Source organism: Amycolatopsis sp. NPDC051758, from assembly GCF_044453095.1.
GTDB lineage: Bacteria > Actinomycetota > Actinomycetes > Mycobacteriales > Pseudonocardiaceae > Amycolatopsis.
This window is the reverse complement of sequence record NZ_JBITCJ010000010.1, coordinates 354,006-372,966: the sequence shown is the minus strand read 5'-3', so window position 1 is coordinate 372,966 and position 18,961 is coordinate 354,006. Positions and strand designations below refer to the sequence as shown.

General features: G+C 68.7%; 16 protein-coding genes. 1 reads left to right on the top strand and 15 read right to left on the bottom strand.

The window, feature by feature from the left end; all coding sequences use genetic code 11:
• Window position 1: 1 nt before the first annotated feature.
• The 4 genes from ACIA5G_RS39755 to ACIA5G_RS39740 all read right to left on the bottom strand — a co-directional run bounded on the left by ACIA5G_RS39755 (window position 2) and on the right by ACIA5G_RS39740 (window position 6,007).
• Window positions 2–2,368 (bottom strand): NB-ARC domain-containing protein, encoded by a 2,367-nt coding sequence (locus tag ACIA5G_RS39755; protein ID WP_395932962.1) that lies wholly within the window; start codon window positions 2,366–2,368, stop codon window positions 2–4.
• A 264-nt stretch (window positions 2,369–2,632) separates the two neighbouring features.
• Entirely contained in the window at window positions 2,633–3,235 is a 603-nt protein-coding gene (locus ACIA5G_RS39750; protein WP_395932960.1) for a hypothetical protein, read from the bottom strand.
• Window positions 3,236–3,292: 57 nt separating this feature from the next.
• Window positions 3,293–3,868 carry a hypothetical protein gene (locus tag ACIA5G_RS39745; protein WP_395932958.1) on the bottom strand — a complete coding sequence of 192 codons (576 nt, stop codon included), beginning with the start codon at window positions 3,866–3,868 and terminating at the stop codon, window positions 3,293–3,295.
• Window positions 3,869–4,084: 216 nt separating this feature from the next.
• Window positions 4,085–6,007 (bottom strand): hypothetical protein, encoded by a 1,923-nt coding sequence (locus ACIA5G_RS39740; protein ID WP_395932956.1) that lies wholly within the window; start codon window positions 6,005–6,007, stop codon window positions 4,085–4,087.
• A 115-nt stretch (window positions 6,008–6,122) separates the two neighbouring features.
• Here ACIA5G_RS39740 and ACIA5G_RS39735 point away from each other — a divergent pair, with 115 nt between their 5' ends.
• A complete protein-coding gene (locus ACIA5G_RS39735; RefSeq protein ID WP_395932954.1) occupies window positions 6,123–6,293 on the top strand; it encodes a hypothetical protein in 171 nt (56 codons plus the stop codon).
• A 120-nt stretch (window positions 6,294–6,413) separates the two neighbouring features.
• Here the strand turns inward: ACIA5G_RS39735 and ACIA5G_RS39730 are convergent, their stop codons facing one another.
• The 11 genes from ACIA5G_RS39730 to ACIA5G_RS39680 all read right to left on the bottom strand — a co-directional run bounded on the left by ACIA5G_RS39730 (window position 6,414) and on the right by ACIA5G_RS39680 (window position 18,891).
• Complete coding sequence (locus ACIA5G_RS39730; RefSeq protein WP_395932952.1) at window positions 6,414–7,370, bottom strand: S1 family peptidase; 957 nt, start codon at window positions 7,368–7,370, stop codon at window positions 6,414–6,416.
• Between the two features lie 886 nt (window positions 7,371–8,256).
• On the bottom strand, window positions 8,257–9,459 hold the full coding sequence (locus ACIA5G_RS39725; RefSeq protein ID WP_395932950.1) for a methyltransferase domain-containing protein: 1,203 nt from the start codon (window positions 9,457–9,459) through the stop codon (window positions 8,257–8,259).
• Window positions 9,456–9,956, bottom strand: coding sequence for a hypothetical protein (locus ACIA5G_RS39720; protein ID WP_395932948.1), 501 nt, complete (start codon window positions 9,954–9,956; stop codon window positions 9,456–9,458). Before ACIA5G_RS39720 ends, ACIA5G_RS39725 begins: the two co-directional genes overlap by 4 nt.
• The gene (locus ACIA5G_RS39715) at window positions 9,953–10,558 is read right to left on the bottom strand and encodes a DUF5753 domain-containing protein (RefSeq protein ID WP_395932946.1); all 606 of its coding nucleotides are present in this window, start codon (window positions 10,556–10,558) and stop codon (window positions 9,953–9,955) included. The genes ACIA5G_RS39720 and ACIA5G_RS39715 overlap by 4 nt, the downstream gene beginning before the upstream one ends.
• 20 nt (window positions 10,559–10,578) lie before the next feature.
• Entirely contained in the window at window positions 10,579–12,789 is a 2,211-nt protein-coding gene (locus ACIA5G_RS39710) for an ATP-binding protein (protein ID WP_395932944.1), read from the bottom strand.
• Complete coding sequence (locus tag ACIA5G_RS39705) at window positions 12,786–13,778, bottom strand: SAM-dependent methyltransferase (protein ID WP_395932942.1); 993 nt, start codon at window positions 13,776–13,778, stop codon at window positions 12,786–12,788. The genes ACIA5G_RS39710 and ACIA5G_RS39705 overlap by 4 nt, the downstream gene beginning before the upstream one ends.
• Window positions 13,779–13,846: 68 nt before the next feature.
• On the bottom strand, window positions 13,847–14,401 hold the full coding sequence (locus ACIA5G_RS39700) for a DUF3558 family protein (protein WP_395932940.1): 555 nt from the start codon (window positions 14,399–14,401) through the stop codon (window positions 13,847–13,849).
• Window positions 14,402–15,030: 629 nt separating this feature from the next.
• Window positions 15,031–15,330, bottom strand: a complete 300-nt coding sequence (locus tag ACIA5G_RS39695; protein WP_395932938.1) for a hypothetical protein — start codon at window positions 15,328–15,330, stop codon at window positions 15,031–15,033.
• 29 nt (window positions 15,331–15,359) lie between these two features.
• On the bottom strand, window positions 15,360–16,196 hold the full coding sequence (locus ACIA5G_RS39690) for an SAM-dependent methyltransferase (RefSeq protein ID WP_395932936.1): 837 nt from the start codon (window positions 16,194–16,196) through the stop codon (window positions 15,360–15,362).
• On the bottom strand, window positions 16,193–16,615 hold the full coding sequence (locus tag ACIA5G_RS39685; protein WP_395932934.1) for a hypothetical protein: 423 nt from the start codon (window positions 16,613–16,615) through the stop codon (window positions 16,193–16,195). The genes ACIA5G_RS39690 and ACIA5G_RS39685 overlap by 4 nt, the downstream gene beginning before the upstream one ends.
• A 401-nt stretch (window positions 16,616–17,016) precedes the next feature.
• A complete protein-coding gene (locus ACIA5G_RS39680) occupies window positions 17,017–18,891 on the bottom strand; it encodes a S9 family peptidase (protein WP_395932932.1) in 1,875 nt (624 codons plus the stop codon).
• Between the last annotated feature and the right edge of the window lie 70 nt (window positions 18,892–18,961).

Below are 18,961 nucleotides of genomic sequence, written 5' to 3'. Positions count from 1 at the left end.
GTCACTCTCTGGCCTGGGCGGTAATCCTCGCCCAATCGGCTTCGTAGAAGCCAGCTACCCGCCGATCGATCTGCGAGAGCCGGTCAAGCGCGTCGGTAAACGTCGCGCGCGCGTCCTCGTGCTGCCCGAGTTCGGCGAGGGCCAGGGCCCGCTCAGCCAGAGCCTCGGCATGGCCTTGGAAGTCTTCGCGGTGCCGGAACGCGGTGACCGCCTCGTCGCAGAACCGTATGGCCGCATCCAAATCACCGGCAGTGCGGTAAGTGCGTGCCAAGGGGACTGCTGCGACGCCCATGCCGTGGTAGTCATCATGGGCGCGCAGAATCTCGAAGGCGGCGAGCCCGTGCTGGATAGCGAGATCCAGCTGGCCCAGCTCGCGGTAGGCGCTTCCGAGGTGGGTTCGCGCGAGGGTCTCGCCGACCCGGGCCGCGACCGCTTGTGCGACGTGCAGCGCTTGTTCGCACAGTTGCGCACTACGCTCGTAATTGCCACGCCTGAACTCGATGTTGCCCTGCTCGATGTAGGCGAAGGCCACGAAGCGAGTCAGTGTGCCCCGACAGACTTCGATAGCGCGACTGGTCAGCACGTGTGCGCGGTCGAGGTCTTCCGGATTGCCGCGACGAAGGTAACCTTCGGCCAGTTCCTCAGCGGCCTGGGCGATCCGCAGAGACTCCCCGGACTTCTCGGCTGCATCGACGGCTACCTCAAGACTCTGGATCCAGACTGACACCGGACGGTGGTGAATGTAAAAGTCAAAGCTCTCCACCGGGATCCGCCACGCGGCAAACAACAGGCCGTGCTCCCGGGCGAGCTCGGTAACGCCGGTGATGGTCGGCAGTTCCCGCAGCGACCAAGCGTAGGCAGCATCGAAGTCCTCGAATGTCGGCGGTACGACCCCGTCCGGTGGCGAGTCGAGCCGGATGTGGTGTTCGGGGCGTTCCGGGGTGATCGCCCACGCGGCGTGATTCACCGCGTGCAGGTACCAATGGACCACGCGGTTGACTGCTCCTGCGCGTTCCTCATCCCATTCCGGGCGCCCCGCCTCTTCGGCGGCGTAGTCGCGCAGCAGGTCATGCAGCCGGAACTGTTGTGCGGGCAAGGCCTGCAGGAGTGACAGCTGGGCCAGCTGGTCCAGAACGCGAAACGCGTCTTCGGTGGCAATGCCAGCCAGCGCCGCCACGGATTCGGCGCTGAACTGCACGCCGGGATGCAGTCCGCACATTCGGAACACCCGGGCTTGCGTCGGGCCGAGGTGGTCGTACGAGTAGCTGTAGGCAGCGCGCACTCCGATCGTCTCGTCGTCGTCGACCTGCAGCTCGAGTGCGCGATGAGCGAGCATCTCGGTGTGCTGCTCGATGGTCAGTGTGTCGTTGGCGGCGATGCGTTCAGCGGCGATGGTCAGCGCCAACGGCAGAAACGCGCACAAGCTGGCCAGCCGTGCGACGGCCCATGGCTCGGCGTCCGCGCGTTGGTCTCCGACGAAGTTGCGAATTAGTGTAGCCGCGTCGGCCTTACTCATCGCCTGCAGCGCGATCGCCTCCGCACCAGAGTTGATGACGAGGCCGGACAGACGGACCCGACTGGTGACCAGGACCGAGGCACCGCGTGAGCCGGGAAGGACCTCGGCGACTTGCCGGGAGTCTCGCGCGTTGTCGAGCACGATCAGCACCCGATGATCGACGTTCGCGCGGTGTTCCAGCTGACCTCGCAGCAGAGCCAGCTGCATGTCCGGATGAGCCGGGATGCGGTCGTCGTGGACACCGAGCCCGCGAAGCAGCCGCTCGAGGGTCTCAGGCGCTTCCGCCGGCTGCCGGCGATCGAATCCGCGCAGGTCGGCGTAAAGCACGTGATTGAAATCTTCCTGGTGGCTGTTGGCCCACCACCGGGCCAGTGCCGTCTTGCCCACCCCGGGGGGCCCGAACACAAACGCCACCGTGGACCGATCCGAGAACGTCTCGTCGATCAATGTGCTGGTCAGCGTCTGCAACGCCTGCTCCCGACCAACGAACTGAGGCGGCTTGGGCGGCAAACCCGCATACGGCTCTGCCCGCGCGAATTCGGCTAGCGTCACCAGCGCACCGCGTGCCCCGAGTGCTCTGTCGATCGCCTTAGCCGCTTCTCGAGTAGGCGGCAGTTGTCCGAGCTCCATGCGACTGAGGATGCTGCGGGAGTAATTGACCAGCTCACCCAGCCGCTGGAGCGTCATCCTCGGCGTCTTCCGGAGACGTAGTCGACGCATGGCTGCGCCGAACTGCTCGGCCGCGGTGAGCGGGCGTCCCCCGGTTGCGGCAGCCTCATTCTGGTCGGACATTTCCGGCATCAGCCCCCTCGCGCACGCCACAGTCGATCGTGCCACATCGGTGATCAACACGGCGATACCCGCTCCGGGTGCTTTCGGTGGCGATGAGCAGGTGCGCCATCAGCGAGCTGACTGCTCCCGGGTGCGGTCGATGTGGCGGGCGCTTTGGAGCGGCACCACACATGTCCCTGGGCGGACTGCAGGCACGCGCGACTAGGCCATTGACACGCGATTCTTGCCGAGCGGTAGCTGGTCGCCGATCTCGAGATCCTCGACCAGCACTATGCAGATGTCGTTGGTGACGACGACGGGCGGGGCCTAAACTCCTTCGCGGTCTCAGGGGCAGAGCTGGTCAGTGACCTTGACGAGCGCGTCGGCCGGGTCAGTGTCGTCGAAGGTGCGGACGTGTTCGATCTGCAGCTCCACCAGCGCCTGGCGGGCATAGCAGTCGCCGAGCATCGTGCGGCGGGCCAGGCGCAGTAGCAGCAGGGAGCTGGTGTCGCGGCGGTCGACGTCGTCAGGGACGTTGAGCCGGTAGGTGTTCCAGAGGTACTCGGCCGCGGCCGCCCGGGTGACCGAGCGAGCTTCGCCAGGGGGAACGCGCGACAACATCGACGACGAGCCGGGCAAACTGGCGCCGATGAGGGCGAGGGCCAGGCCCTCGGGGTCGGGGCTGGAGGCCGGGAAGTCGAAGGAGCTGATCTCGGCGAGACGGCCGGCCTGACCATGGAGGTTCGCCACGCGCAGGGCCGCCAGGTAGGCGATGTCCTCGCAACCGAACTCGACCCAGGTCATGGTGTCCGGGCGCGGACGGTCGGCGGTGTTGGCCGGGTCAGGCGATTTGGGCCAGACCCGCAGGACGTGGACGGTCAGCATCCGTCCGGAGTAGACGTCGCGTGGCAGGTCGCCACGCGGAGCGCCGGTGACGGTGAAGGTCATCGCTAGTGGTGCTCCCTTCAGTGGTGCGATGGACAGGCGGTAGGGGGATGGTGAAGGTCAGATGCCGAGGCGCAGGAAGGCGAACGCAAGCAGCCCGGTGATGAGGTCGGCGATCAGCAGGTCACCGAGGAGGCCGTTGCGCCGGTGCTTGTGATGGCCAAGCGGCGCGAGGATGGCGAGTTCGGCTGCGGCAACCTCGAGGCGGCTGTTCGCGCGGTCGCGGAAGTGCTGCACCAGCTCGGCGGGCGTGAGCACCACACCGATGAGCCAGCCGGTGTTGGCCTCGGTGATCTCGCCGCGCGGCGGGATGTTCGAGCGGATCGTTCGAACGGCGATCACGAAGCACACCGCGAACAGCGCCGCGAACAGGACGGCCAGGCTGGCGCCGATGAGGTGCGCCGGGGGTAGATAGGGAAGGCTGAACGCGGCCGCCGTGCCGAGGAAGCCCAGGGCTGTCAGCTTGGCAAGGGCCGTTTTGCCGGCAGAGCGGATCTGCTCGTAGGCAACCTTGACGTCGTTCTCGGCGATGACGACGGCGTCGCGGTATTCGCGGATCTGCATCTCGGCGCTGAGGTTGGCCAGCAAGTCGGTGGCGGACGGGGTGACGGCGGATGGTTCGCCAGGGTGGCTCACTGATCAGTCCTTCCGGGCACTTGTGGAGGTCGGTCACGGACGCAGCACCTTCGGGGTTGACCAGTCGAGCCGTTCCGCGAGTTTCTTGAGGCACGCGGCCCCCCGACGATGACAGACGGTCGTGCGTACGCGCAGACGGTGCGCGAACAGGGTTCTGGGGGACGGACGGGCAAGCAACAGTTGACGAGATTCGGCCAGGTCGGGTGTTTGAGGTACTTATTCAAGCTGATCCTGCATCGCTCGCACCTCGGCGCGGCACTGCTCCGCGCGGGACCCGGACTGTCCATCCAGGAGGATCAACAGCTCATCGCACAGGGCACGGGCTGCCGCCAAGTCGCCCAGCTGTTCGTAGGCGCGGGCCGCGGTGAGCTCGGCGTCGACTCGATGGCGGCTCGCGCCGGCGTTCGCGACGTAGCCGTGCCCGCGGCGCAGGGCATCCAAGGCGAGACCGGGTCGGCCGGCGGCGAGGTATCCGTTCGCGAGGTAGGTCAGCGAACGCGCGTGTCCGGCTTGATCGTTAGCAGCGGCCATCTGGTCGACCGCCTGCAGCAGCAGTTCCACCGCACGGGCTGTGTCGCCGCGGGACTGGTGGGCTTGGCCGAGCCGGCGAAGGCGCAGGGCGATGCTGGGCAGGTCGCCGCGCTGGCGGTCCAGCACGAGCGCGGCGTTGAGGTCGGTTATCGCGTCGTCGAGGTGACCGGCCGCGGTGAGAGCCCGGGCCCGCGTGGACAGCGCCATGGCCTTTGCCCAGCTGTCGTCGGTGCCGTGCGCGAGCTGGACGGCCTCACCGGCCGTAGTGATGGAGGCTTCGGGCTCTTCGCCGAGCGAGGTCAAGGCGAAGGCAACGCGCGCGATTATCACCGCAGAGAGCGCGGTGCTGACCATGACCGCGGATCGGCTGGCTTTGGTCTGGCTGAGGACGATGTCCTCGAGGTGGTAGCCGGTGCGCAAGGGGTCCCAGACGGCCTCAGCTAGCTGAACTAACAGGTCGTCGAAGTCGAGTTCTGCGGCGGTATCGAGCGCCGCCATGATGTTGCGGCGTTCGATTTGGAACCACGCCTGGGCATGAGCCGGGGATGGGTGCCGGTGCCGGTCGGCCCGGCCGTCGGTGAACACGGGTGTGTAGCGGTGGGGCGATGGCTTGATCGTGTTGGCCGCGCCAGCGCACCGGTGCAGGTACCAGGTGATCAGTCGGCGCAGCTGTTCGTCCCTGAGGTCAGGACTGTCGACCTCATTCCGGAGTCGCTGGGCATGTTGGCTGACGCTGGTGCCGAGCGCATAGCGGCCGGGGCCGGTTTCGGTGACCAGGTGGGCCTGAAAGAGATCGTTCATGGCGTCTTCGACCGCGGTGAGCGACTGGTCGAGCGCGGCGGCGAGCACGGCGACAGTGCAGTCCGGCCCGGGATAGTCGGACAGCAGCCGGTAGAGCTGCCGGGCACGTGCAGGCAGGTTGTCGTAGACGACGGTCAACAGGTCTCCCAGGCAAGGACCGCCGACCGTCAGTGTGTCGGCGGGGCGGCGGCCAAGGGCAGCGGCGAGGTCGGCGGGACTCGTGTGCCTGTGCGTGGCGAGGAAAGCAGCCGCCACGCACAACGTCAGCGGATGACCTCCGCAATGGATGGCGAGATCGTGCCAGCCGGAACTATCGTCCGTCGGCACGGCTTGATCGCGGTAAGTGGCCAGCAACGCCGCGGCGTCGGACACGGGCAGCTCGGCCAGCGGGTAGAGCGCGAAACCATCGCGGACGAGGTCACCGAGCCGCAGGGGGCTGGTGACCACAACCGTGCTGGAATCTCCGCTTGGGATTAATGGGCGGACGTCTGCGGCGCGGCTGGCGTTGTCGATCAGCACCACGACCGGCGTGTCGTGGGTGCGCTGCCGGAAAGCATTGCTGCGTTGCACGAGGCTGGGCGGGACGTGCTCGGGGGCGACGCCGAGCTCGCGCAGCCATTGCCCCAGGACATCGTGGACAGTGACCGGATGACCATCCGCGGCGTTGAGCGTTGCGATCAGGGACGCGCTGCCTTGGGGTGCCTTATGGCCGGCGAGCCACGTTGCGGCGAGCGCGGTCTTGCCGATGCCGGGCAAGCCATGCAGCAGGATCCGCGTTGGCCCCGGCGTGGAGGCGCAGTCCTGCAATGCACCGAGTGTGTCGCTGCGGTCTACCCAGATGTGGGGCGCGGACATCGGGAACGGAGCCGCGGGGGATGAAGGTTCGCTAGTCAACCGGACTGGCTCCTTGCATCGTTGCCGGATGCAGACGCTGGTCGAGACTGGCGGCGTTGTACTCGCCGTAGTGCTGGCCGCGCCGCTGGATCCGGACCGGCAGGCTCCCCGCCTCGTGGACGCCGCCGCCGAGCAGGAAGTTGAGGCGACCGTGTCCCCCTGCCGGTGTTGCGGCATTCGGAAACGCCGCACCCTGTGACTGAACTGGTTGTTTGGCACAACCGCAGCGCTTCAGGGATGCGGTAGAGGACACGGCTGCCAGCCCAATCTTGAGCTCGCAGCAGACGCGGACACCGTACGTCATCAGGGTTTCTTTCTTCTAGTGAGCGGCGACGGCGTGTTGGGCGATCGTTTCGTCGATCCAACTCCGGAACTGTTCAGCGTTGCTGAAGGTCGCCGCGCCGTCGCCGGGAATCGCGCCGGTGGCGCGACTGAGAGTCCCGACAACGCTCGGCCGGCCGGCTTCCCAGCGGACGGCGGGGCCGCCCGAGCCGCCGCTGCCAGGTGGGTTGGAGGTGCAGAACTCCTTTTGCGACGGTGCGTTCTCGGCACAGTCGCTAAGGTCGGCCACAGTCACGCCCACCTGCTGGAGCTGGGTAGGCAGGCTTTTGGGGTGTGGGTCGTTGGACGTGCTGGCCCAACCGTAGAAGGTGAGCAGCTCGCCATCGAGTGGTGGGCGGCTGGCGAGGGGCACGGTCTGCACATTCAGCAGTGTGACGAGATGCATCAGGCTTATGTCGTCGACCTCGTCGGTTTGATCGCCCTGTTTCCACGTGAACCCGGGATTCTCGTAGATAGCGTCCACAGTCGAGGTGGCTCCACCTTGGGTGCGGTCCAGCGAGCCAGCCCGGACGTGGAACTGCTTGATCGCGTTGGGGACGGGCGGCCCGTCCTTGTGCGGGGGCTCACCCGTCTTGGAGCAGTGGGCTGCAGTCAGCACCCATTGCGGTGCTAGGAGTGCGCCAGTGCAGGTCGGTCGATCCCGCACGCCATAGCTGAGTGCGTCGTACTGCACCGACACCGACCAGGTCGCGGCCACGGGCGCGGGTTGACTGACGAAGTTCGACGCGTCCTGGGCGCTGCACGCGGCCGTGCCGATCACCGCCAGTGCGAGACCTCCGGCCTTGAACACGGAGATCGGTGTGATCTTGAAGGAACGCAAGGCGTGTTCTCCTTCCTCAAATTTCCGCGTGTGCGGTTGTTTCTCGAGCGGTGATGGTTCGGGCAGCGTTCCGGCGGCGTAGTCACGGGCCCCCAACGCGTCCTCGGCTCTCACCAGAGCGGCCTCGCCGAGGTCCTGGACACGCTCGATCGCCTCGGTTGTTTAGTCCTGAGCTCGATTCGGATGACCGTCGTTCACGGCGACTTCCGAACTGCAGCAATACGTGCGTCTCGTGGACCGGAGCCGGTTCGGCCCGGCACACGGCATGCCTGCTGCAGGCGCTCGATGGCGGCGTCGGGACGTCTGGCCCGGGCGTTGATCCGGCCAACCCGAGAGACCCGCGCCGCGTCCTTTTCGTCGCCGAGCGCGGTCAACATCTCCAGCGCTGTCCGTAGGTGCGCCTGTGCATCGAAATCGCGGCCGGCCTGCAGCAGCGCGTCCGACTATGCGACAGTGCCGCGACGGCACCCCACGGGAGATATCGAGCTCCGCCTCGATCGGCCGGCTTTGCTTCGTCGGTGTTGGTCATCCCGCGCGCCTCCTCGCGCCGCCGGGGGTGGCGACATCGTCGCATTGCGGCCGCGGTGGCTGCTGGCCGCAGTGTTCGAGGTACGCGCCAGTACGGCTTCCAGCGTCAGCCGGCAGTGACCTCGCCGCGGCCGCGTCGCGATCAGCGCCGTTGAGTACCGCTGTATGTGGCGGGCGACGGAGGCGGCTCCGAGGATCACGCCACCGCCGACGATGACGACTGCGAGAGCGATCCAGATGTGGCCGGGCTTATGCGGCCAGCGCGCCGTCACCGGCCGAACCTTGCGACGACGCGGATGTCGGGGCGCGTGTGGAGGGTGGGCCCGGGTCGGTCGACCCGTTGCTCGTCGGCGAATAACGGTCGGGTCGTGGTGATGTCGTCGCGCAGGTTGGCGGTCAGGATGGTGGCACTCCCTGTCGTCGGTAGGTGATGCAGGCGGCGTCGGCGTCGAGCGTTTGTCGCGACGGTGATTCAGATCGTGGTGGCGAAGCTGAGGACCAAGAGGTGGCTCGGTCGTTCGAGGTACTGGCCAGGCGGCAGCTGCTCGACGGGCGTGTCGGCACTGGCGACGGTGATCGTGGGATGGGCCTGGCGATAGGCGTCCCAGGCACGCACCTGATCGATGTAGGTGGTGGCCTCGCGGGCGGCGCGCCGGCCGTACGCGGCAGCACCGAGTTCGTATCGGCGGGTGGCGTCGTGCAAGGGGGCGATTTCGCGCCGGGTGAGATAGGCGATGCTGCCGTAACCGACGAGCGCGGGGGTCCCCGCTGGGATGGCGAGTGGCGGCAGGTCGCGTAGCTCGCCGGCGGCGGCGAGCTCGCAGGTTCCGACTGCTGTCGAGGCGAGCCGTAGCCACAGGCCATCGCACGATTCGCCCTGGTGAACGATCACTCCGGACCAGACCAGAAGCGGCCGGGAATAGGTCTGCAGCGCGTCGAGCCCGTGCCCGGTAACGATTTTCTGCTGGTCGTCGTCCCAGGTGAGGTTGAGCCGGCCGCCGGGGCCGATCCGGCTGGTGTATTGGCGGTCGTGGTTTGCGCCGATCAGGTGGGGGAGACTGCACCGTCGGCTTTCGCGCGCCTCCACGGTGTCGCCCTGGCGCTCGAAGACAAGGCTGCGGCTCGTACCGCGAAACCGCAGCGGCACCACCAGCCGGCCGCCGGGGGCCAGCTGGCTAACCCAGGCGTGAGGAAGGTCGTAGGCGCTGGCGGTGACGATGATCCGGTCGTAAAGGCCGGGAACGCCTTCGCCGCCGTCGCCTTTGATCACCTCGATCCGGTCGTAACCTAGGGAAGACAGGGCGCGGCGAGCTTGCGCGGCGACGTCTTGGTCGCGGTCGATGGTGACGACCCGGCGGGAGCCGGCTTGCTCGGCGGCGAGGGCAGCGGTGTATCCAGTTCCGGTGCCGATGTGCAGCACCGTCTGTCCGGTCCGAATGCCGAGCTGGTCGAGCATCATTGCAATCGTGAGGGGCTCGATGCCGGTGCCTGGATACGAACCGGCGGCGGCCTGCCGGTAGTCGTAGGCGTCGACGACCGGGACGCCGGGGATGAAGCGGTGTCGGGGCACGGTCGCCAGCGCGGCCTGGACTGCTGGGTTTTGGGCGTGTCCGGCGGTGACGATGTCACGGACCATCGCGTCGCGTAGCCGTGCGGGATCAGTGCGGAGGTTCATTGGATCCCTTGAGCGCGGTGATGCCTGCCGGTGCGAGGCAGGGAAGTGATCGGAGGTGCAGGTTGTTCGAGGGGACCGTTGAGCAGCGCGAGGGTGTCGTCGAGTAGCTGTTGGACGTCGCGCTCACGGACGTGCAATTCAGCTGCGATCTCGGCGATCGGGCGTCCGGTGCGGTGGCTGCTGCGCGCGGTCATCAGCTGTGCGGCGGAAGTGCCGACCGTCGCGGGTCTTGCCGATCGAGAGTCGGTCGCCGGGATGCACACCGCCATCGCGTCGGCCGGGGGGAGCGATTCGGCGTGGACGATCTCGGTCGGCTGCACGCTCAGGCGCATCGTGTCGGCGTGGTGGACGCCGCGGTCGGGGAGGAAGTTGAGGTCGCTGCCCTGCTGGGGCGGGCTCGGCGACACGGTGCACGAGGTGACCACTCGATGTCCCGATGTCTCGGCGGTGCCGAGTTCCCGGAACAGCTCACGGCGGCAGCGGACTGCACTGCTCATTTCTCGGCCTTGATGAGTGAGCAGTCCCGAAGGGGTGTCGCCTGCTGCCGAAATCGTTCGAATCGCTCGACGAGCTTGTTGAGCGTTCCGGTGTCCTCGACCTGCTCCAGCTCGTCTCCCCGGTCAACGAAGGCCACGACCGTTCCGGCGACGACGAATATCGAGAAGTGGCTCCCCAACCCGTCGTACACGCCGTCCATGATTTGGATGGATGCCCTGCGCGAGGAATCGAGTTCACGCAGCCAGGCATGTTGCTTCGCCATGGTTTCGTCGGAGCCGACTGGCCGCCGCAGAACTGATGCGTCCAGGACGAACGCTGCCTCGCGCATGCCACTGCGGAGGAAGGCGGCTCGGCGGGTGGCGCGCACCGCGATGGTGCGATCGATCAGCTCGGAGGGATAGCGGTAGCTGAAGTGACGCACCACGGCTTCGGCGTACTCAGGTTCCTGCAAGGCGGCAGAAATCAGCGACGGCTGGAACTGCCGCGTGGCCGTGGCTCGGGCTTCAGCCTCGAAGTACGCGATGAGCGTATCCGGATAGTGTCCTCGGTGGGCGTTCCACCACGGTTCGGCGGCGGCGGGCGTGGTTTGGTTCGTGAGCATGGTGATCCTTTCGCGAGGGTTCAGCTGTCGCTGGTCGTCACGTCGTGGTGCCGCTTGTGCGGCGCTTGGGTGCGGCCGTTCAAGGCGGCGAGGGCATGGTGGGCTTCGTCCAGTGCTGCGCCGCCGAGATCTTGGAGAAGCTCGACCGCCTCGGTCAGGTAGCCGCGAGCGTCTTGGGGGCGGTCGGCGCGATCGGCAGCCTCCGCCAGGGCGAGCAGCGCGCTGGCCTCGTAGACCACCGAGCCAGGACGGCGCAGCACCTCGCGGGCAGCCGTCAGGCGTTCGATGGCCCGGGCGGTCCGGCCTGCTCGCACGTCGAGCCGCGCCAGACTGATGTCAACGCGGGCGAGGTCCTTGTCGTCCCCGGCCGTGGCCAAGATCTTCCGGGCCGCGGCCAGGTGTGGCGCCGCCTCGGTGTCGCGGCCGGCGTGCAGCAGGGCGTCGGCGATGCGGCGATGGCGGGAGGCAACGCCACGGTCGATGCCGAGTTCGGCCTCGATGTGCTGGCTCGTGGTGTAGCACTCGATCGCCGCGTCGATGTCGCCGCGGGCATGGTGCACCCGCCCGAGCTGCTCCAGCGCCGCGGATTCGTTGCGTCGGTCGGAGGCGTCTTGCGCGAGCGCGACCGCGCGCAGCGTTTCTGCTTCGGCTGCGTCCGGCTGCCCGAGGTCGAGGTGAACTCGGCCGAGCTGGTAGCGCAGCCGGGATTCGGCGATGGTGTGCCTGCAGCGCTGTGCTGCGATGATCCCGAGCTGATGCGCGCGCAGCGACTCCGAGAGGGGTTTGCGGTAGAGCATCAGCTCCCACAGTGCCTCGCACAGCTGCCAGGCCAGCTCGTCGTGCCGGTCGGCGACCGCCTCCTCCAGCAGCGCCATCACGTTCGGCAGCTCGTGAGCCAGCCAGTCCAAGGCGTCGCCGTCGGTGTCGAACGGGGAAGCCTGGCCGGCCAGCTGCTTGGCCACGGGGCTGACACGCCACCGCAGCGTCGCCGGGATGATCGCCAGGTTCGCCCGGGTCAGCTCCCGTAGGTACCAGGCGCCGGCGCGGGGAATGACATCGTGTCGGTCGGTCTCGGGTTGGGCGCGCGCGTGTAGCCGGACGAGGTCGTGGAAGCGGTACTGGTCGTGCCCGGTTTCCTCGAGCAGGCTCGCATCGACCAGCATCTGCAGGCCGGCGCCGACCTCGTGCTCGGCCAGCTCGGTGACCGCGGCTGCCACGCCGACGCCGAACTCGGCCGCGGGCAGGGAGCCGAGCAGCCGGTACAGCCCGGTCTCCACGGGGTTGAGGTAGCGGTAGGACCAGTCGAACAGCGCCGTGATGGAGTCCTCCGGGCTGGCCGGGTGCGACAACGCGGCCAGCCGTGACCTCTCGTCCCGCAGCTGGGCGACCACCTGGGACACCAGCCAGCGGGGGCGGGTGATCAGGCGCGCCGCCGCCACTCGCAGCGCGATCGGGAACCGCCCGCACAGCCGGGCCAGCTCGGCCAGCGCGGCCGGCTCGCGGAAAACTCGGCGTGGGCCGAGGAGCTTGGTCAGTAGCGCCACTGCTTCGTCCTGCGTCAGCGGCTGAACTTCGACCAGCTGCGCGCCGTCGCCAATCAGGCCGTCCAGCCGCATCCGGCTGGTCACGAGGACGACGCTGCGGGTCGAGGTGGGGATCAACGGCCGGACCTGGGCGGCCGATGCGGCGTTGTCCACCAGGACTAGCAGCTGCATCTTCCGTCCGGCGGTGAGCGTCCGGTACAGGCCTACCTGTTCTTCTAGCGTGGCCGGGACTCGTTCCGGCGGGACGTTCAGGGCGCGGAGGAATCTGCCGAGGGCGTCGACGGGCGCCACAGTGGTGTCGGAGGAGAAGCCACGCAGATCGATGTAGAGCTGGCCGTCGGGGAATCGCTGGGCCTGGGTGTTGGCCCACTGCACCGCCAAGGCTGTCTTCCCTACGCCGCCGGGGCCGATCACGACGGCCACGCTGGCTCCCGACCCTTCCTCGCGGGCGGAGTCGCTCATCAGCTCGGTTAGGCGTTCGAGTTCGTCGTGCCGGCTGACGAAGTGTGTCGTCATGGCCGGAAGCTGGCGAGGCCCGGCGGGCTGCGGATCCGCGGCGGGCGCGCGGCTCGGCTGATCAGCTGACTCCTCGCCGGCCTGGTGCTGCCTGCCGCGGTTCTCGGCGTCGCCGGAGCGGGCTGGGGTGGCGGTCACCGCCGCGCCGTCGGGTGTTGCGGCGTCGTTCATCGCGTCTGTCCACTCGTGATTGGTCGTGGTCTGGGTTTGCGCACGTCGGCGACGGCGGCCAGGCACAGCGATTCGACCGGGCGTATCCCGGGACGAGGGCGGGGGTTGTGCCAGGCGGAGGTGTGGGTGATGCCGGGCTGAACGAGTCGGAGGCCGGTGAGAATGTCCTGTAGCTGTTCGGTGGTGCGCAGGTGACGCGGCGGTTGGTGGGCGGTGTTGCGGTAGGTGCGGCAGAGCTGTTGCCGTCGCTCGGCCAGGGCCGCGTCCGCGGCGTCGCCGGTGTCGAGGCCGTCGACGGTGGCGTGGGTGGCGACGACGAGGCTGCCCGCCGGCAGTCGCTCGGTGTAGCACCGCAATGTGGCCGTGGCGTCGTCGGTATCGGCGATGGTTTCCAGTACCCCGGTGAGCACCACGCACACCGGGGTGTCGTCACGCAGCAGTGCGCGTACGGCATCGGCGAAGAGGATGGTCCCCGGTTCCAGGAAGTCGCCGCGGACAGCGCTGACCTGAGGTAGGTCTGCCGTGAACAGGTCCAAGTGCGCCGCGACATACTCGTCGGGTTCGGCGTAGACGACCAGGCCGTCGCGGTGGGGGAGGACGTCGTCGTGCACCGGCCGGGCGAACGGCAGTCCGGCGCCGATGACGAGGAATCGGTGGATGCGCCGCTTGCGTTGTGCGAAGCGGATCGCGCGGTGCAGGAAGTCGCGCTCGTCGCGATAGATCCACGGCAGGCTCGCAACGAGGCGCGTGGCGTTGGCGCACCAGTCCCGGTCGAGGGCGAAGGACTTATCCCCTCCCAGGAAGAAGTCCCTGATCCGGGCTGGACTTGCGTTCGCCAGGTCCAGTGGCGGCGGCTCCCACTGGTCCGCCGCAATCTTCAACGCCGTGTCCGAAATGGATGGACAAGTCGTGAGAGCCGTGCTGACTCCCGGGGGCAGCACTACCTCCAGGGCAAGGGAGGAGCCGGCAGACTCCGGCTGCAGTGCCATGGGATCACCCTCCTGGCCGGGCCACGACGTATTGCGGTGTCCGGTGGTGGTCGGGGACAGGAGCGCGGTCATACGAGCTGTCCGGCGAGGATGCTTTCGGCGAGATGCCTGGCTCGGGCGCACGAGTTCTCGATGGCGTCTCCGGCGAGGCCGTTGACCAGTACACTGAATCCCTGGCTCGGGGCGACGTCGACGATGCTGTGGCAGGAGGTGGCACTGCCGTCGCGTCCATTGCTGAGAATCCATTGCCCGGCGGGGTAAGCGTCCACGGACGTCGGGGTCGGCGCGGGGGTGAATCCGGTGAGCAGCGGCAGTGGCCGGGATGCCGGGTAGAGGCGGAGTTCGGCCACGCCGGTCAGCGGCGGCGCGGCGGAGATACGGCACTGGGCTTGGGATCCGGCGCCGATCAGGACGTTCTCGTGCCGTTCTTCTCGTCGCGTCAGCCCGAGGCGTTCGGTCAGCGCCACCGGGACCATCGAGCACGGCGCGGCGAGGTAGCGGGTGAGGTCGAGCGGCCGGGCCGTGATCGGAGCAGGGGCCGGTGCGGCGCCGGGCGGGGCGGTGTCGGTGGGGCTGGCGCACGCGGCCGCGGACAGGACGGCTACGAGGCCGATCAGCGCCATGCGCTGGCGCGAGGCGGTCCGATGCGCGGCGCGCGTACGTGTTCCGTGGGGCTGGCGACGTCCGCGGCGGTCGTCCTGAGTACGCGAGGTAGTGGCGGTCAGCTGGGGCGGTGGAAGAGTCATGTGGAGGTCGTCTCGTGTGCAGGTGGCGGATGGGGGACCGGTCGGCTGCAGCCGAGGGCGGCCAGGATGGTGCGGGTTTGCTGGTCGGCGGGAACGACGCCGAGGTCGCCGATCTCGGCCCGGTCCGGCGAGGGCCACGAGTGGCCGGTGATGGCGAACCGCAGATCGGCCCACGCTGGGGCACGACGGTGATGGTGTCGACGTGCAGGGACAGGGCTCGGACCGCGGCGCGGCAGTAGTCAGTTCCGGCGAGGCAGCCACCCCGGTGTCGTGGAGCGAGGCGAGGTAGTCGGGAACGAGCGCGTCGCCCTGGCCGTAGCTAACGCCGGCCAACCACAGCGCAAGCGGGGGTCCGGTGAGCAGGTATCTGCGCGCCCACCCCGCCGGCAGCCTCCGCCACGACACCAACAGCCATCCCACCCCGGCGCCACCGCCGCCGCCGGCGAGGACTACGCCGAGGTACTGGGGGAACGGGACGTGCAAGGCGCCGCTCCAGGTCAGCGGGGTCATCGCAGCACCACGGACAGGACGAACGCCGCGCCGAGGGTGCGGCAGGCCAGGCGGAGGACCGGGTCGATAGGACGGCCTCTGCACAGCTGGGCGGGACCGGCGGTGAGGACGACGAGATCCGCGGCCGCGGCGCCGTACGCGGGCAGGAACTGGTCCAGGTACAGCCGCACGGGCCAGCAGCCGTCGCTGTCTGGGCCTGGGTAGGTGAGGCAGCGCCCGTCGAACACAAAGGACGCCAGCGCCGACACGCCGTAGGCGGCGCAGCCGCCGCAGAACAGCAGGATCAGGTGCTGCACCAGCCGGACGCTCGGCCTCACGCCGCCGGTCACCGGCTCTGCCCGTTCGCCGTCACGGTCCTCGCGGTCAGCAGCACCGTCTGCACTCCCGGGGCCGTCGACGGTGACGGCATCGCTGCGGCGTCACCCTCATCGACTGTGCCGCGCAGCTGGAACGCAGCGATCGTCGCGTCGAGGGCGCCCGGGGCGGCGACCGCGATCGGGATGCCGGCATCGGCGAAGCGCGCTGCGACCTCGGCGACGTCGTCGTCCGAGTGACCGATGGTGAGCTGGGTGAGGGCCTGCTGGCTTCCGGGCGGGGCGACGGTGAGCAGGGACAGGATCGTGGCGAGGGTGATGCCGGCGGGCCGCAGCAGAGCAGTGGCGAGGACGCCGACCGGCGCGCCGCACGCGAGCAGCTCTGCCACCTCGGGCAGCTGTGGCAGGACGTGGTGCCGCTCGGCGGGCACGTGCAGCACGAGCGCTCGGTCGGCGGCGGCACCACCGTCGACGAAGTCGTGCAGGTGCCGGGTGACCGGGTCGTGCTCGAGCACCACGATCCGCGCCCGCGCGGTGTGAAGGCTGGCCAGGGCGGCGTGGTTTGCCCAGAGCGGCATCCCGCCGGTGCCCAGGATCAGGAAGTGCCCGATGCTCTGGTCCAGCATCAGCTGGGCGGCGTCGCGGTCCCAGCGCGCGGCGGTGGCGGCCAGCCGCGGGAGCTGCGGGTAGGCGGCGACGAGGCCGGCCGCGAAGTCGCGATCGACGGCGGATTTGATGCTGCCGCCGAGCAGGTAGTCCCCTACCGGGTCCCGGCGTGGGCTCTCGACGTCGACGTCTGGATCGCCGGGGCGTCGCGGCGTCGTGGGGTACCACTTGTCGCCGGTCACCACAGATCGCTGCCTGACCCGGAGCTGGATCGGGCGGGCTGGTGCTCGCCCGTGATGCCCGCGTCCAGGCTCGCCTCTGCCCGGTAGAGACGGGCGGCGATCCGTCCGTACGTGTAGGCCAAGGACCGCAGGTCCGCACCCAACGCGCCCGGTGCCTGCCGGGCCGGCGGGTTGTCAGCCACCTGTTTTTCCAGCAGTGCCAACGTGATCCGCAAGCGTCGGAGAATCCTGTGGAGTTCCTCGGCCGCCTCGGCCTGGGTGTGACCAGTGTCGTGCCAGCGCACGTAAAACCGCGCGCCGGAGGCCATCGCTTCGAACGCGGCATATTCGTAGGCGGCGAGCGCCTCGTCGGCGCCGGTCCCGTCGGCGATGACGCTGGTGATCGCGGCATAGCAGGCGCAGGAGAGGCTAGCGGTCATGAGCCTGCTCCCGGTCGGCGCCGGACCTAGCAGCACCGGAAGGCCCTACTGCGGGGCAGAGCAGCAGCCAGCGGTTCGTCCGCGGACGCGTCGGTCGGCCAGCGAGGCCGCACCGTGGTGCGGCCTCGTGTGTCCGCCGGCGGAGGGAGACGGACGTCGCGGCCGGCTGAGCGAGCCTGTGCGACGTCGGATCGTCCGAAGCGGCGGCGGAGCCAGAGCCTGGCGGGTGGTGGGGCATGGGACGGAACTTCCTGCGAGACGGGAATCCGGCGCGAGGGCCGGGGGCGACCGACGATCGGCAGTCCTATTGCGACGGTGGCGCGACAGGCGACGTCGGAGGTGTTGCGGGCGGCGCATCCCGTGCGGTGTCGTTGCGGGACCGGGATGCGCCGCCGAGCGTTCTAGGCGGGTTCCGGTTCGTAGTGGCCGCCGAGGTGTTTGGCCAGGAACCGCTCCGCGGCCGCGGTGAAACTCAGCCGGTTCGCCGGTTTCACCAGGCCGTGACCTTCGTCGGGGTACAGCAGGTACTCGGGAGGTACGCCGTTGCTCCGCAGGGCAGAGACGATCTGGTCGCTCTCGGACTGGGGGACCCGGGGGTCGTTGGCGCCCTGGGCGATCAGCAGCGGGATCTTCATCTTCTCGGCGTGGAACAGCGGTGAGCGTGACCGCAGGAACTCGGTTTCGCTCGGGTGGCCCACCGACGCGTAGAACTCGGCGGCCATCGGGCCCCAGTGGGGCGGCATCGATGCCAGGAGCGTCTCGAGGTTGCTGGGCGCGCACAGGGCGATGGCGCAACGGAACAGGTCGGGGGTGAACGCCGCGCCGGCCAGGGCCGCGTAGCCTCCGTAGGAGCCGCCGTAGATGGCGACCTTGTCCGGGTCGACGTGCCCGGCTCGCACGGCCCACTCCACCGCGTCGACGAGGTCGTCCTGCATCTTGCCGCCCCACTCGCGCTGGCCCGCGACCGTGAAGTCCTTGCCGTAGCCGGTGGAGCCACGGAAGTTGACCTTGAGGCAGAGGTAGCCGCGGTCGGCCAGCCACTGCGCTTGCGGGTCCAGCTCCCAGGTATCCCGCATCGGCGGTCCGCCGTGCACCAGGAGCACGGTCGGCAGGTTCTCGGTGCGGCCCTTCGGGAACGTGAGGTATCCGTGGATGTCGAGGCCGTCGCGGGCGGTGAAGGAGAACGGTTCGACGGGCGAGAGCCTGCCGGCGAGACGCGGACGGTTGTGGAACAGCAGCGTCGCCTCTCCACTGGTCCGGTCGTAGACGTAGGTGGCGGTGGGGTCGTCGGCGTGGATGTAGGACACGATCCACGTGGTGTTGGCTCGGTCGGCGGAGACGATCTGCAGGTCGCCGTCATCGACCTCCGCCAGACGGTCGAGGTCGTCCCGGACCTCCGAGGCTATGGCGTGGGTGTGCAGGCGTTCCCGCCGGATCGACACCGTCAGCGGCTCTTTCGTCGCCGGATCGGTCCAGACGGAATGGACATCGTAGACCGGGTCCTCGGCGATGACGTCCTGCTCATCGGTCTCGAGGTCGATCCACAGCAGCCGGGCGGCGTTGGCGCCGGCCGAGGTCTTGACGAGCAACCGGCGACCGTCGCGGTCGAACCCCACCGGCTCCGTGCTCTGCGCGTCGGGCTGGTCGACCGTCAGCACGGGGCACCACTGGTCTCCCTTGCGCACCAGGATCGTCCGGCCGCCCTCCGGATCGGGGGCGATGGCGCCTCGCACCTGCAGCTCGCTGTCGGCCAGGAAACCAATGAACTCGCGGTTCTCGAGGACCTGGGTCAACTCACCCGTCGCAACCTCAATCTCGTAGACGTCGAAGAGCTCGGGGCGGTTCTTGTTGAGCGCGACCAGCACCCGGTCGGTGATCTGCGCATCCTGGCCGACCATCAGAGCCATGACACGGTCGAACGGCGTCAGGTCCCGGACGTCGCCGGTGTGCACCGATACCGCGTAGAGGTGCGTGTTTTCGTCACCGTCCTCGTCGCGCGGGTAGAGGAGGTGGTCGCTGTCTGGTGCCCACTCGTACTTCTGGATGCCGCGGTTGCGGTCGGTGGTGACGGGCCGGGCGCCATCGTCGGTCTCGAGCTCGATGGGGCATACCCACAGGTTCAGCACGCCGTCGACGGGGGCGAGCCAGGCCAGCCACTGTCCGTCGGGTGAGATCGAGGGGATTGCGCGCTCGGGATTGCCGAACAGGTCGACGCGCGGAATGAGCGAATCCGCGTGTTCTGCGGCGAGTTGCGGGTGCTGGGTCGTACTGGTCACGCTGGTAGGACTCCTATCCTGGTCGGAAACTGCCGTTGACGTCGGAATGCGGGACTGTGCAGGCGCAAGG

Excerpts from the sequence above, each read along its gene's own strand:
- ACIA5G_RS39750 (WP_395932960.1), bottom strand. The coding sequence starts at position 3,235 with ATGACCTTCACCGTCACCGGCGCTCCGCGTGGCGACCTGCCACGCGAC.
- ACIA5G_RS39735 (WP_395932954.1), top strand. The coding sequence starts at position 6,123 with ATGCAGACGCTGGTCGAGACTGGCGGCGTTGTACTCGCCGTAGTGCTG.
- ACIA5G_RS39725 (WP_395932950.1), bottom strand. The coding sequence starts at position 9,459 with ATGAACCTCCGCACTGATCCCGCACGGCTACGCGACGCGATGGTCCGT.
- ACIA5G_RS39720 (WP_395932948.1), bottom strand. The coding sequence starts at position 9,956 with ATGAGCAGTGCAGTCCGCTGCCGCCGTGAGCTGTTCCGGGAACTCGGC.
- ACIA5G_RS39715 (WP_395932946.1), bottom strand. The coding sequence starts at position 10,558 with ATGCTCACGAACCAAACCACGCCCGCCGCCGCCGAACCGTGGTGGAAC.
- ACIA5G_RS39710 (WP_395932944.1), bottom strand. The coding sequence starts at position 12,789 with ATGAACGACGCCGCAACACCCGACGGCGCGGCGGTGACCGCCACCCCA.
- ACIA5G_RS39705 (WP_395932942.1), bottom strand. The coding sequence starts at position 13,778 with ATGGCACTGCAGCCGGAGTCTGCCGGCTCCTCCCTTGCCCTGGAGGTA.
- ACIA5G_RS39700 (WP_395932940.1), bottom strand. The coding sequence starts at position 14,401 with ATGGCGCTGATCGGCCTCGTAGCCGTCCTGTCCGCGGCCGCGTGCGCC.
- ACIA5G_RS39685 (WP_395932934.1), bottom strand. The coding sequence starts at position 16,615 with ATGACCGCTAGCCTCTCCTGCGCCTGCTATGCCGCGATCACCAGCGTC.